This window comes from Saccharomonospora sp. CUA-673 (genome assembly GCF_001942305.1).
Taxonomy (GTDB): domain Bacteria; phylum Actinomycetota; class Actinomycetes; order Mycobacteriales; family Pseudonocardiaceae; genus Prauserella.
On record NZ_MKKE01000011.1, the window covers coordinates 64,490 to 76,753 of the forward strand.

The window sequence follows — 12,264 nt, forward strand, 5'->3', positions numbered from 1 at the left end:
TCGTCCGTGGTGGCACCCGCGGACGAGGTGTCCGCTCCCGCCGAGGCCGTCGCCGGCCTTCCCAGAGCCTTCTTCTTCTTGAACCGCAGCAGCGCGAACACCGCGGCCGCGGCGAGCAGGCCCACGACGATCGCGCCGCCGGTGCTCATCGCGTCCTCAACCTGCTTGGCGGCCTCGCCCATGGCCGCGCCGAGGGCGATGTGCAGCCCCGACCAGCATGTCGCGCCCGCCACGGCGGCGGGGAAGAACTTGCGGAACGGCAGCTTCGACGTGCCCGCGGCCGCGGGCGTCAGGGTGCGCACGACCGGCAGGAATCGGGCGAAGAACACCGCCCACGCGCCGCGGCGCTTCAGGATGTCGGTGGCCTTGTCCCACGCCTCGGCGCCCGAACGCTGGATCAGTTTCGTCTCGCGCAACCGGGGACCGAACCGGCGGCCGATCGTGTAGCCGATCGAGTCGCCGATACCCGCGCAGACCGTGACGACGACCCACAGGATCATGAAACGCTCGACCGTGGTCGCCGTGGTGGCCGCGATCAGCAGTCCCGACTCGCCCGGGGCGATGAAGCCGAGCCCGATGGTGCATTCGGCGAGGACCAACAGGCCGGTCGCCGTGACGAGCGCAGGCTGCGGCAAGCCTTGCAGCCAGTTGAGAAAGTCGGTGACCACCTGTCAAACCCCTGTTCGTCGAACCCCCGTGCGGCCGGACACGTGGACGTGTCCCACCGCCACAATGTGTGTCGCAGCCTGTAACCGTGACACTAGCTGCTCACCACGTGCCGATGGTGCGGGGTCAGTCCGATTCGAGAGATTTACACCGCGGTGTCTACGACGATTCGCGGGCCAGTACGCTGCTGGCTTCCTGCGCTGCGGGGGCCGCGGCGGCGAGGTGCTCCAGGTTCTCCGGGAGCTGTTCGCCGCGGTGTTCCTTCGTCGTCGCGTAGAGTTTTCCGGCTCGGTACGACGAGCGCACGAGCGGCCCCGCCATGATGCCGGGGAAGCCGATCTCCTCGGCCGCCTTGGTGTGCTCGACGAACTCCTCCGGCTTGACCCAGCGGTCGACCGGGTGGTGCCGCGGCGAGGGCCGGAGGTACTGGGTGATCGTGAGGATCTCGCAGCCGGCGTCGAACAGGTCCTGCATCGCCGGACGCACCTCGTCGGGCGTCTCGCCCATGCCGAGGATCAGGTTCGACTTGGTGACCAGGCCCGCCTTGCGCGCCTCGGTGAGGACCTTCAGTGACCGCTCGTAGCGGAAACCCGGGCGGATGCGCTTGAAGATGCGCGGCACGGTCTCGACGTTGTGCGCGAGCACCTCCGGCTCCGATCCGAACACCTCGGCCAGCTGGTCGGGCTCGGCGTTGAAGTCGGGGATCAGCACCTCGACACCCGTGCCCGGGTTGAGGCGGTGGATCTGCCGCACCGTCTCGGCGTACAGCCACGCGCCGCCGTCGTCGAGGTCGTCGCGCGCGACACCGGTCACCGTCGAGTAGCGCAGGCCCATCGCCTGGACGCTCTCGGCGACCCGGCGCGGCTCGTCGGTGTCGAGCTCGGCGGGCTTGCCCGTGTCGATCTGGCAGAAGTCGCACCGCCGCGTGCACTGGTCACCGCCGATGAGGAACGTGGCCTCGCGGTCCTCCCAGCACTCGTAGATGTTCGGACAGCCCGCCTCTTCGCACACGGTGTTCAGACCTTCGCGGCGGACGAGGCCCTTGAGTTCGGTGAACTCCGGGCCCATCCGGGCGCGGGTCTTGATCCACGACGGCTTTCTCTCGATCGGCGTCTGGCTGTTGCGGACTTCGAGACGCAGCAGCTTCCGACCTTCCGGCAACGCAGTCACGTCACCCACCCTACGCGCCGGAACCGGGCGGACAAGGTCATCCCGGGTCGGGCGTGACGCCCGTCAAGTCGGCGGTCAGATCCCACAGGGCCGTGGCCGTCGCCGCGTCGGTCGCGGACGGCAGCGGGGGCAAGACCGTGGGGTGCCCGCGCGACTGGCCGAGCCCGTCCGGGCCGACGTACTCGCCGCCGCCGAGCTCGGGTGCCGTGGCCGCGTACAGCTGGGGGAGCGTGCCCATGCGGGTGTTCTGTGCCAGCACCAGTCCGCCGAGCTTGCCGCCGACGTTCATGACGGTGCGCAGGACGGGGTTGCGCTGGGACTGTGCCATCGCGCCCGCCAGGCCCGTGTCGGTGTAACCGGGGTGGGCGCCGAGGCTGAGCACGTCCGCACCCGCCGCGCGCAGCCTGCGATGCAGCTCCAGCGCGAACATCTGGTTGGCGAGCTTCGACTGGCCGTACGCGGCGACCGGGTTGTACCGGCGGCGCGTGAAGTTCGGGTCGGCGGTGTCGATGCTGCCCGCGCGGGCGGCCAGGCTCGACACGGTGACCACGCGCGCACCCGACCGCGCGCGCAACGCGGGCATGAGCAGCCACGTCAGCGCCGCGTGGCCGAGGTGGTTGGTGCCGAACTGCAGCTCGAAGCCGTCGGCGGTCGTCTCGCGCGGCGGGGCCATCAGCCCGGCGTTGTTGACCAGCAGGTCGAGGCCGTCGCCGGTGCGCTGCCGGACGTCGTCGGCGGCCCGCCGGACCGAGCTCAGATCGGCAAGGTCGAGGCTGATCAGCACCGGTTCGGCGGCGGCCTGCGCAGCGACGGTCTCCAGGGCCCGCTTGCCGCGTTCGGCCGACCGGCACGCCAGCAGCACCGTCGCCCCACGGGCGGCGAGCACCTCCGCCGTGCGCAGGCCCAGACCGGAGTTCGCCCCGGTCACGAGCACTGTCCGACCCGACTGGTCGGGAATATCCGCTTCGTTCCACTTGCCCGATCCGCGCGTCATGCCCCCAACCTACCGACGCCGTGTCAGCAATTGGCGACACCGTGTCGGCACCCCACGTCGCCGTGTCAGCAGTTGGCGACGCCGTGTCAGCAGTTGGTGTGCGTCAGGTCGGGGTCCCGGTATACCCCGGGCAGCACCCGACCTGGCGACTCGCCCGGCACCCGCGGTGTCGGACTCTGCTGCGCAGCGTAGTGGTCAGCCGGTCGGGGCGAGCTTGCGGAGCAGCTGGCCCACCGGGTTGCGGCGCGGGGCGCCGAGGCCGCCCGCGGTGCGGGCGCGCATGAGGGTCACCAGGGCGTTGCCGGCCTCGGTGATCTCCTCGTCGGACTCGCCGAGCTCGGCGACGCCCGCGGTGAGCGCGAGCATACGCAGTTCGGCGTCGTGCGCGCGTCGCAGTTCGGGGTGGTCGTCGACGTGGGCGTCGAGGACCGCGCGCAGCACCGGGTTGTCGGCGACCGTGCTGCGCCAGGCCCGGGACACGGCGTCGATGTCGTCGGAGTCACCCCCGCCGGGGATGCCGCCGGTCTCCTCGGGGCCGCCGATCGTGGTCCGCAGCCGGCCGCCGAGGGTGTGTCGCCAGCGGTAGTGCATCGCCAACAGCAGGTTCTCCGGGGTGCCGAACAGCTCGGCGGCGCCGGGAACCGCGTCGAAGGGCAGCGGCCCGCCGGCGTCGCGGCGGGCATGGCGCAGGACCTCGTCGATGACGTCGCGCCGTCTGTAGTAGTCGTTCCAGCTCATGAGGTCCCCCTGCTGCAGGTGTCACACGGTTGGGTATTCCGAGATGGCGGCCATACCGCGGGTTTGCGGCATACCGTGGGTGCGGAGCTGACACCACAGAACATACCACCGGTATGGCCGACGGAAACCCAGGTACAGTTGTGAGCGTGGTGACAATGCGGTCCAGGCGTGACGACTACTCGGAATCGACCCGATCTGCGCTGGTGAGGAGTGCCGTTCGGCTGTTCACGGAACGTGGCTACGCCGGCACCTCCCTTGACGAGATCGCCAAGAACGCGCGCGTTACAAAAGGTGCGCTCTATCACCATTTCAGTGGCAAACAGGCAGTTTTCGAAGCCGCCTTCGACGAGGTCGAAAGCGACGTCAAAGGTCGCCTGGAGAAGATCCTGACCGGCTCGCAGCCGCCGTGGGACCGGGCGATGAGCGGCCTCCGGGAGTTCATCCAGATCTGCCTCGACCCGGCGTACCAGCGGCTCGCGCTGCACGAGGCGCCCGTCGTCATGGGCTGGCAGCGCTGGCGCGAGGCCGAGGACCGCTACAGCTTCGGGTTGATCAAGCAGGCCCTGCAGGACCTCATCGACGCCGGTGAGGTGCTCGCCGTACCGGTGGAGGTGACCTCGCGGCTGCTGTTCGGCGCGCTCGTCAACGCCGCCACGGAGATCGCGGGCTCGGCCGACCCCCGCCAGGTGGGTGCGCAGATCGAGGACGTCATCGTCAGCCTCCTGAACCAGGTGCGCCGCACCGAGTCGTGACGGGCACCGGTCACGTCGCCGTGTCTCAGGTTGCCGCGCCTCGGGTCGCGGCCTTTCAGGTCGCCGCGTCGATCAGGCCCTGCAGCGCTGTGCGCGTGCTCGTCAGATCGGCGATCCGCTCGTCGTAGGCGCGCAGGTGCTCGGCGAGCATCGGCACCGCGCACGGTTCGAGCCGGCCCGGTTCGTGCAGGCAACCGAGAAGCTCGCCGATGACGCGCGTGGGCAGACCGGCGTCGAGCAGCATGCGGATGGAGCGCACCTGCTCCACCGCGTTCGGTTCGAACAGCCGCTGGCCGGTCGCCGACCGCTGCGCAGCGAGCAGCCCCTGGGCCTCGTAGTAACGCAACAACCGGGTGTTGACGCCCGTGCGGGCGGAGAGTTCGCCGATGCGCAGCAGTTCGCCGGGTTCGCGACTTGCAGTTGTCACTGGTGTCAGCTCCTACTGTTCGGGCCATGACCCTTCGAGCCACGTATGTCAACGGTAAGACGGCCACCGCCGACGACCTCGCACCACTGGCCTTCGCCGGCTACGCCCACTTCACCGCGATGCAGGTCGTCGACGGCGGCGTCCGTGGTCTGGACCTGCACCTCGACCGGCTTCGGCACGGCAGCGACGTGCTGTTCGGTGCCCACCTGCCGGACGACGTGATCGTCGAGTTCCTCCGCGCCGCCGTCCACGATGCCTCCGCGGCGCACGGGCCGGATGCCTCCCTGTCGTGCTACGTCACGTCCCGGCCGGGGGAGTTCGCGGCGAGTGCCTCGGCACCCGCCCTCGACGTCGTGATCAAGGTCGGCGATCCCGCGCAGCCGCCCGCGGGGCCGTTGGCGCTCGACCTCGTCCGGCACCAACGTCACCTCGCCGGAGTCAAGCACGTCGGCGAGGTCGCCAAGACGCTGTACCTGCGCCGGGCCCGCGAACGCGGATTCGACGACGCCGCGTTCGTCGACACCGACGGCCGGCTCGCCGAGGCGACCATCTGGAACCTGGCCTTCCGGGCCGGTGACGGCACGATCGTGTGGCCCGAGGCCGACGTGCTGCCGGGCGTGACGATGCAGATCGTGCGCCGCCGGCTCGCCGAGTCGGGCGCGCCGCAGGTGACGCGGGCCGTGTCCGACGGCGACGTCGCGGGCATGTCCGCCGTGGTCCTGAACTCGTGGACGCCCGCCGTACCCCTCTCCCGACTGGGTGATCAGCGGCTCGAGCCTGCCGACGAGCTCACGACGTTGCTGCACGAGGCCTACCGCAGCGAGCCGCTCCGCCCGTTGTAGGTGCCGACACGGCGACGCAGGATGCCAACACGGCGACGTGGGGCGCTGACACGGCGACGCCAAGTGCTGACACGGTGTCCTGAGGTGCTGACACGGCGCGATTAGTCTGTGCATTGTGGAACTCAGGATCTTCACCGAACCCCAGCAAGGCGCCGACTACGAGGACCTGCTGCGCGTCGCGAAAGCCACCGAGGCGGGCGGCTTCGGCGCGTTCTTCCGGTCCGATCACTACCTGAAGATGGGCGACGCGTCGGGACTTCCCGGGCCGACCGACGCGTGGCTCACGCTCGCGGGCCTGGCCCGGGAGACCTCGACGATCCGCCTGGGCACGCTCGTCACGGCGGCCACGTTCCGCCACCCGTCCGTGCTGGCGATCTCCGCGGCGCAGGCCGACCGGATGTCGGGCGGCCGCATCGAGTTCGGCTTCGGCTCGGGCTGGTACGTCGACGAGCACACCGCCTACGGCATCGAGCTGCCCGCCGTGAAGGAGCTGTTCGACCGCTACACCGAGCAGCTGGCCGTCATCACGGGCCTGTGGGACACCCCGGAAGGGGAGACGTTCTCGTTCTCCGGTGAGCACTACACGCTTGAGGGCGCGCCGGGTCTGCCGAAGCCGGCGCAGCGTCCGCGTCCGCCGGTGATCCTCGGCGGTGGCGGCAAGAAGCGCACGCCGGCGTTGGCGGCGCAGTACGCCGACGAGTTCAACACGCCGTTCATGGACGCCGACTCGGCGCTGGCGCAGTTCGAACGCGTCGACGCCGCCGCGAAGGAGGCCGGTCGCACGACGCCGATCCTGCGGTCGGCCGCGCTCGTCGTGGCCGCGGGCCGGGACGAGGCCGAGGTGTCCCGGCGCGCCGACGCCATCGGCCGGGAGGTGCCGGAGCTCAAGGAGAACGGTCTGGCCGGCACGCCCGCCGAGATCGTCGACACGATCGGCCGGTGGCGGGACAAGACCGGTGTCGAGCGGCTGTACCTGCAGGTGCTCGACCTGTCGGACCTCGACCACCTCGAGCTCATCGCCTCGGAGGTCTCCCGCCAGCTCGACTGAGCGGCACTGCTCCCGTGGGCCCGATGGTTGCGGTCAACGCAACCATCGGGCCTACGGGAGCGTTTCAGTCCTGGAGGGCGAAGGTGATGCCGGGCGCGGTGGGCTGTTCGCGGGTGATCGACCGGTCGGTGATCGGCAGTTCGCCCTCGAGCGCGGCGAGCACGGCGTCGCGGGCGAGGGGCAGGGCTTCGGCGACGGTGACGTCGCGGCCGAGTTCGGCCGACAGTGATGTCGTGCCCGCGTCGCTGATGCCGCACGGCACGATCCGGTCGAACGCGGACAGGTCGGCGTTGCAGTTGAGTTCGAACCCGTGCATCGTGACGCCGCGCTGCACGCGGATGCCGATGGCGGCGATCTTGCGTTCCGGTCCGCGGTCGTCGGCGGGCAGCCACACGCCGCTGCGGCCGTCGACCCGGCCCGCCCACACGCCGAACTGCCCGCACACGTGGATGAGCGCCTGTTCGATGCGCCGTACGTACTGCACGACGTCGATCGGGTCGGCGAGTTTCACGAGCGGGTAGCCGACGAGCTGGCCGGGTCCGTGCCAGGTGATGCTGCCGCCGCGGTTGACGTCGAGCACGGGTGTGCCGTCGGTGGGCCGGTCCTCGGGTTGGGTCCGTTTGCCGGCCGTGTACACCGACGGGTGCTGCAGCAGCAGCATCGTGTCGGGCCCCGCGTCGTCGGCGCGCGCCGCGGCGTACTCCTGCTGCACATCCCACGCCTCGAGGTAGTCGATCGTGCCGATGTCCCGCACGTCGACGGGTTCGGTGGAGGCACGGCAGGACGGTATGGTGTTCGCAGTCACGATCTCGACTGTACTCCCGTGGGGCGCCCCGGGAGGGGGATGAGGCCGGTGAGCACGGCGGTCACGAGGCCCACGCCGGTGACGACGAGCACCGCGCCGATCGTGTCGGTCAGCCAGTGCACGTCGAGCACGATCCGGCAGGCGGCGATGACGATCGTGGCGAGCACGGTGACCACGATCGTGGTGCGCAGCAGCCGCGGGATCAGCCACGCCACCAGCAGTATCGCGGCGAACCCGGTCGCCGCCACGGACGTCGTGTGCCCGCTGGGGAAGGCGAGGTCGGGGTACTCGCGCGGCCGTTCCCTGCCGAACAGCGGTTTCGTCACGACGGTGGTGAGCCGGCACGCGACGAGCACGATGAGCACGCGGCCGAACAGTTGCGCCCGCAGCCGGTCCCGGCGCCAGTCGACGGCCGCGGCGATCGCCAGGGCCACGGCCGCCGCGATCGGCAGGTACGGGCCCAGCACCAGGCTGAGGAAGCCGGCGACGGTGCCGACCGGGCCCTGCCACGTGTCGGCGAGGGCGTCGCTGATCCGCAGGTCGAGGTCGGTGCCGTTGCGGGCGAACAGGCCGAGGGCCACGAACGCGGCGAGGAGTGCACCGGCGGTGGCGAGGACGCCGGTGCGTGGTTCAGACCGCAGCTGAGAGAGCATCGTCGATTCCGGGGTGGGTGAAGGTGAATCCCGCGCGGCGCAACCGTTCCGGGACGGCGCGCGGGCCGGTCAGCAGCATTTCGTCGGCGGCTTCGCCGAGCACGGCGCGCAGCGGCAGTCGCGGTGCGCGCCACGGTGTGGGGCGGCGCAGCGCCCGGCCGAGCGCCCGGGTGAACTCGGCGTTGGTGACCGGGGTGGGCGCGGTGAGGTTCACCGGCCCCGACAGGTCGGAATCGGTCAGCAGACGCTGCATCGCGGCGATGTGGTCGTCGAGCGAGATCCACGGGAAGTACTGGGTGCCGTCGCCGAGTTTGCCACCCAGTCCCAGGCGGAAGAGGATCTTCAACGGTCCGAGCAGTCCGCCGTCGCGTGCGAGCACGGGCGAGGTGCGCAGCAGGACGACGCGGGTGCCGGCCTGCCGTGCGGGCTCGGTGGCGCCTTCCCATGCGGTGCACAGTTCGGCGAGGAACCCGGCGCCTGCAGTTGCGGTTTCGTCGACCTCCCGGTCGCCGGTGTCGCCGTAGACGTTGATGCCGGAGGCGTTGAGCAGCACGGGCACGTGGTGCCGCGCGACGGCTTCGGCGAGCACCTCGGTGGGTTCGATGCGACTGTCGACGATGTGCTGTTTGCGGGCGCCGCTCCAGCGTCCGGAGGCCAGCGACGCGCCGCACAGGTTGACCACGGCGTCGACGCCGTCGAAGGCACCGTCGTCGATGCGTCCGGCGGGCGGGTCCCAGCTGCGTTCCTCCGGTGTCGTCGAGTCCGGGGGGCCTGAGTCCGGGGGCGCCGATGCGCCGGCGGGTGGGCGTCGCACCAGCCGCACGACGTCGTGGCCGGCCGCGCGCAGCCGGGACGTCAGCGCGCCGCCGAGGAGTCCGCTGGATCCGGCGACCAGAACTCGCATGAACACACCTTAGTAGGTGTCCGATCCGGCCCTGACGCCCCGAGCATGTCCGGTTACCCACCAGAGCCAGTGCGGCATGGGTTCAGCCTTCCACGTTGGTCAGTGCCTTCTCGGCGATCTTCTTCGCCAGGTCGCACGGCTTGTCGTCGGGGGAGGCGTTGGTGATCGACGTGCTGAGCGTGTCGGCGGGCGCGTCGGCGCCCAGCGTCACGTCGACCAGGCACTGCGTTCCGTCGGGCGCGGCACCCTGGACGGCGTCGAGCTCGCCGACCGTGGTCTGCTCGGTGTCGAGGTGGTCGGCGACCGTCTCGAGCCCGCTGCTGACCGTTGCGGACAGCGTGTAGTCCGTGGTCGAGAAGTTGCACTGGGGGCCGTACTCCCGACCTTCGGCAAACTCGATTCCCGTCGCTTCGCGGAGATCGGCGGGCGCCGCAAGATCGCACGGGTCGATGGGCGACACCTCGGGATGCGTGGCCCCGTTTTGCTGGGCGCCTGTTTCCTGGGCGCCCGTGGGCTGGGCACCGGCCTGACCGGACTCATCCTGCCCACACGCACCGAGCATCGCGATCAACGCGAGGGCACAGGTTCCGGCGAGTGCCGAACGGGAGAATATCGACATGGGGGCCTCTCTGTCTGTGCTGTCTCACGCGCCGCTAGCGAGACCAGTGTGCGTTGTTGGTCAGTGCCTTCTCGGCGATCTTCTTCGCCAGGTCGCACGGCTTGTCGTCGGGGGCGGCGTCGGTGATCGACGTGTTGAGGGTGTCGACGGGTGCGTCCGGGCCCAGGGTCACGTCGACCAGGCACTGCGTTCCGTCGGGCGCGGCGCCCTGGACGGCGTCGAGCTCGCCGACCGTGGTCTGCTCGGTGTCGAGGTGGTCGGCGACCGTTTCCAGCCCGCTGCTGACCGTTGCGGTCATGGAGTAGTCGGCGGTGGCGAAGCTGCAGTCGGGCCCGAGCTCCATCCCCTCGGTGAAGTCGGCTCCGGTTGCGTCGCGGAGGTCGGCCGCGGTCGCCAGGTCGCAGGGGTCGATCGGCGACACCTCGGGATGTGTGGCCGACGTGGCCCCTGTTTCCTGGGCGCCCGTGGGCTGGGCACCGGCCTGACCGGACTCATCCTGCCCGCACGCACCGAGCACCGCGATCAACGCGAGGGCACCGAGGGTGGGGACGACGGAACGGGCGGCGTTCGACATGCGCGACAGCCTGGCACAGTGGCCCGGCGCGGTGCGGAGAAACGGCGGGATTCGCCCGCCTCGGTCACCGGATGCGGGCACAAGACCGTGGGACACAACAACGCCCGGGGCGGTGAGTCCGCCCCGGGCGCTGTGTTCGGTGCTGTGCGGCGTTGTCGCCGGCGGTTGGGCCTACAGGCCCAGCTCGCCCTCGAAGTTGCCGTCCTCGAGACGCTGCTTGATCGTCGTGACGAAGCGGCCCGCGTCGGCGCCGTCGATCAGGCGGTGGTCGTAGGTCAGCGGCAGGTACGTCATCGACCGCACGGCGATCGTGTCGTTGCCGTCCTCGTCGGCGACCACGACCGGTCGCTTCACGACCGCGCCCGTGCCGAGCATGCCCGACTGCGGCTGCACGATGATCGGCGTGTCGAACAGGGCACCGTTGCTGCCGATGTTCGTCACCGTGAACGTGCCGCCGGTCAGCTCGTCCGGCTTGATCTTGTTGTTGCGCGCCCGGTCGGCCAGATCCGCGATGCGCTGCGCGAGACCGGACAGGCTCAGCTCACCCGCGTCGTGGATGACCACCGACAGCAGACCACGCTCGGTGTCCACGGCGATGCCGAGGTTGATCGAGCCGTGGTAGGTGATCTCCTTCGTCTCCTCGTTGTACGAGGCGTTGACGTTCGGGTGCTGCTTGAGCGCCTCGACCGTCGCCTTGGCGAAGAACGGCAGGAACGTCAGCTTGACACCCTCGCGCTCGGCGAACGCGGCCTTCGCCCGCTGCCGCAGCCGGGCGATCTTGGTGACGTCGACCTCGTGCACCTGCGTGAGCTGCGCCGAGACCTGCAGCGACTCCTTGGTCTTCTCCGCCGTGATCTGACGGATGCGGTTGGCCTTCTGCACGGTGCCGCGCAGCGCGGCCTTCTCCGTGTCCGACACCTGGGCCGGGGCCGACGTCGCCGCGGCCGGTGCCTGCGCCGCGGGCGCCTGCGCAGCGGCCGGTGCCTGCTGCTTCGAGTCGACCGCGGCCAGCACGTCCTGCTTGCGGATACGGCCGCCCACACCGGAGCCGGTCAGCGTCGACAGGTCGATGCCGTGCTCGGCCGCCAGCTTGCGCACCAGCGGCGTGACGTACGGCGAGCTGCCACCGGAGTCGCCACCGGACTGAGCCGGCGCGACGGAGCGGGCGCGGGCTGAGCCGGTGCCGACTGCGCCGGAGCCTGCTGAGCGGGCGCGGGCTGGGCCGGCGTCTCCTGCTGCACGGGCTGCGACTGCTGCTTCGGCTGCTCGGCGGGCGGCTGCTCGACCGGTGCCTGCTGGGCGGACTGGGCCGGAGCCGAAGGGGCCTCCTGCGCGGCGGGTTCGGGCTCGGGCTCCGGCTCGGGGGCCGGCTGCGAGGAGGGAGCGGCCGGTGCCGCGTCCGCGGAGCCGATCACCGCGAGCTGGCCACCGACCTCGACGGTCTCGTCCTCACCGGCGCTGATCTCCAGCAGGGTGCCGGCGATGGGCGAGGGCACCTCGGTGTCGACCTTGTCGGTGCTGATCTCGAGCAGCGGCTCGTCGACCTCGACCGAGTCGCCGACCTGCTTGAGCCATCGCGTGACGGTGCCCTCGGTGACGCTCTCGCCGAGCTCCGGCAGCGTCACCGGCGAACCCGAGGCGGCACCACCGGAGGCGCCACCACCGCCGGACGGGGCCGGAGCGGCCGGCTCGGCGGGAGCGGCCTCGGCGGCCGCCGGAGCGGGCTCGGACGGCTCGGCCGGCTCGGCCGGAGCGGCCTCCGCAGGAGCGGCGGCCGCGGGGGCCTCGCTCGCGGCCGGAGCCGCCTCGCCGCCACCGGAACCGTCGTCGATCACCGCCAGCTCACCGCCGACCTCGACGGTGTCGTCCTCCTTGGCGATGATCTTCTGGATCGTGCCCGCGACGGGGGAGGGGACCTCGGTGTCGACCTTGTCGGTGCTGATCTCGAGCAGCGGCTCGTCGACCTCGATCGACTCGCCCTCCTGCTTCAGCCACCGGGTGACCGTGCCCTCCGTGACGCTTTCCCCGAGCTCCGGCAATGTGACGGAGTACGCCATCGCTTCCTGACTCCC

General features: G+C 70.9%; 12 protein-coding genes and 2 pseudogenes. 3 read left to right on the forward strand and 11 right to left on the reverse strand.

Annotated elements, in window-relative coordinates:
* Positions 1 to 26: 26 nt before the first annotated feature.
* The 4 genes and pseudogenes from BJF85_RS06410 to BJF85_RS06425 all read right to left on the reverse strand — a co-directional run.
* A pseudogene (locus BJF85_RS06410) lies at positions 27 to 668 on the reverse strand (DedA family protein); the annotation flags it as partial.
* A 157-nt stretch (positions 669 to 825) separates the two neighbouring features.
* Entirely contained in the window at positions 826 to 1,836 is a 1,011-nt protein-coding gene (gene lipA / locus BJF85_RS06415) for a lipoyl synthase (RefSeq protein WP_075846305.1), read from the reverse strand.
* Positions 1,837 to 1,873: 37 nt separating this feature from the next.
* A complete protein-coding gene (locus tag BJF85_RS06420) occupies positions 1,874 to 2,830 on the reverse strand; it encodes an oxidoreductase (protein WP_075846169.1) in 957 nt (318 codons plus the stop codon).
* Positions 2,831 to 3,025: 195 nt separating this feature from the next.
* Positions 3,026 to 3,568, reverse strand: coding sequence for a hypothetical protein (locus tag BJF85_RS06425; protein WP_075846170.1), 543 nt, complete (start codon positions 3,566 to 3,568; stop codon positions 3,026 to 3,028).
* A 155-nt stretch (positions 3,569 to 3,723) separates the two neighbouring features.
* On the opposite strand from BJF85_RS06425, the gene BJF85_RS06430 reads away from it, so the two are divergent.
* Positions 3,724 to 4,320 (forward strand): TetR/AcrR family transcriptional regulator, encoded by a 597-nt coding sequence (locus BJF85_RS06430; RefSeq protein WP_075846171.1) that lies wholly within the window; start codon positions 3,724 to 3,726, stop codon positions 4,318 to 4,320.
* Positions 4,321 to 4,375: 55 nt separating this feature from the next.
* On the opposite strand, the gene BJF85_RS06435 is transcribed toward BJF85_RS06430, so the two are convergent.
* Positions 4,376 to 4,747, reverse strand: a complete 372-nt coding sequence (locus BJF85_RS06435; protein WP_255375440.1) for a MerR family transcriptional regulator — start codon at positions 4,745 to 4,747, stop codon at positions 4,376 to 4,378.
* 26 nt (positions 4,748 to 4,773) lie between these two features.
* On the opposite strand from BJF85_RS06435, the gene BJF85_RS06440 reads away from it, so the two are divergent.
* Positions 4,774 to 5,589, forward strand: coding sequence for an aminotransferase class IV (locus BJF85_RS06440; RefSeq protein ID WP_075846172.1), 816 nt, complete (start codon positions 4,774 to 4,776; stop codon positions 5,587 to 5,589).
* 115 nt (positions 5,590 to 5,704) lie between these two features.
* Positions 5,705 to 6,637 carry an LLM class F420-dependent oxidoreductase gene (locus BJF85_RS06445; RefSeq protein ID WP_075846173.1) on the forward strand — a complete coding sequence of 311 codons (933 nt, stop codon included), beginning with the start codon at positions 5,705 to 5,707 and terminating at the stop codon, positions 6,635 to 6,637.
* A 64-nt stretch (positions 6,638 to 6,701) separates the two neighbouring features.
* Here BJF85_RS06445 and lipB read toward each other — a convergent pair whose 3' ends face one another.
* From lipB to sucB, 6 genes and pseudogenes are all read right to left on the reverse strand, one after another.
* Positions 6,702 to 7,442, reverse strand: a complete 741-nt coding sequence (lipB, locus tag BJF85_RS06450) for a lipoyl(octanoyl) transferase LipB (RefSeq protein WP_075846174.1) — start codon at positions 7,440 to 7,442, stop codon at positions 6,702 to 6,704.
* Positions 7,439 to 8,095 carry a phosphatase PAP2 family protein gene (locus tag BJF85_RS06455; protein ID WP_075846175.1) on the reverse strand — a complete coding sequence of 219 codons (657 nt, stop codon included), beginning with the start codon at positions 8,093 to 8,095 and terminating at the stop codon, positions 7,439 to 7,441. The genes lipB and BJF85_RS06455 overlap by 4 nt, the downstream gene beginning before the upstream one ends.
* Entirely contained in the window at positions 8,073 to 8,999 is a 927-nt protein-coding gene (locus BJF85_RS06460) for a TIGR01777 family oxidoreductase (RefSeq protein ID WP_075846307.1), read from the reverse strand. Before BJF85_RS06460 ends, BJF85_RS06455 begins: the two co-directional genes overlap by 23 nt.
* 82 nt (positions 9,000 to 9,081) lie before the next feature.
* A complete protein-coding gene (locus tag BJF85_RS06465) occupies positions 9,082 to 9,618 on the reverse strand; it encodes a DUF3558 family protein (RefSeq protein ID WP_075846176.1) in 537 nt (178 codons plus the stop codon).
* 34 nt (positions 9,619 to 9,652) lie between these two features.
* Positions 9,653 to 10,192: a DUF3558 family protein gene (locus tag BJF85_RS06470; RefSeq protein ID WP_075846177.1), complete on the reverse strand. Its 540-nt coding sequence runs from the start codon at positions 10,190 to 10,192 to the stop codon at positions 9,653 to 9,655.
* Positions 10,193 to 10,363: 171 nt separating this feature from the next.
* Positions 10,364 to 12,249: pseudogene (gene sucB, locus BJF85_RS06475) on the reverse strand (2-oxoglutarate dehydrogenase, E2 component, dihydrolipoamide succinyltransferase).
* Positions 12,250 to 12,264 lie beyond the last annotated feature (15 nt).

Excerpts from the sequence above, each read along its gene's own strand:
- BJF85_RS06430 (WP_075846171.1), top strand. The coding sequence starts at position 3,724 with ATGCGGTCCAGGCGTGACGACTACTCGGAATCGACCCGATCTGCGCTG.
- BJF85_RS06420 (WP_075846169.1), bottom strand. The coding sequence starts at position 2,830 with ATGACGCGCGGATCGGGCAAGTGGAACGAAGCGGATATTCCCGACCAG.
- BJF85_RS06470 (WP_075846177.1), bottom strand. The coding sequence starts at position 10,192 with ATGTCGAACGCCGCCCGTTCCGTCGTCCCCACCCTCGGTGCCCTCGCG.
- BJF85_RS06460 (WP_075846307.1), bottom strand. The coding sequence starts at position 8,999 with ATGCGAGTTCTGGTCGCCGGATCCAGCGGACTCCTCGGCGGCGCGCTG.
- BJF85_RS06455 (WP_075846175.1), bottom strand. The coding sequence starts at position 8,095 with ATGCTCTCTCAGCTGCGGTCTGAACCACGCACCGGCGTCCTCGCCACC.
- BJF85_RS06425 (WP_075846170.1), bottom strand. The coding sequence starts at position 3,568 with ATGAGCTGGAACGACTACTACAGACGGCGCGACGTCATCGACGAGGTC.
- BJF85_RS06465 (WP_075846176.1), bottom strand. The coding sequence starts at position 9,618 with ATGTCGATATTCTCCCGTTCGGCACTCGCCGGAACCTGTGCCCTCGCG.
- BJF85_RS06440 (WP_075846172.1), top strand. The coding sequence starts at position 4,774 with ATGACCCTTCGAGCCACGTATGTCAACGGTAAGACGGCCACCGCCGAC.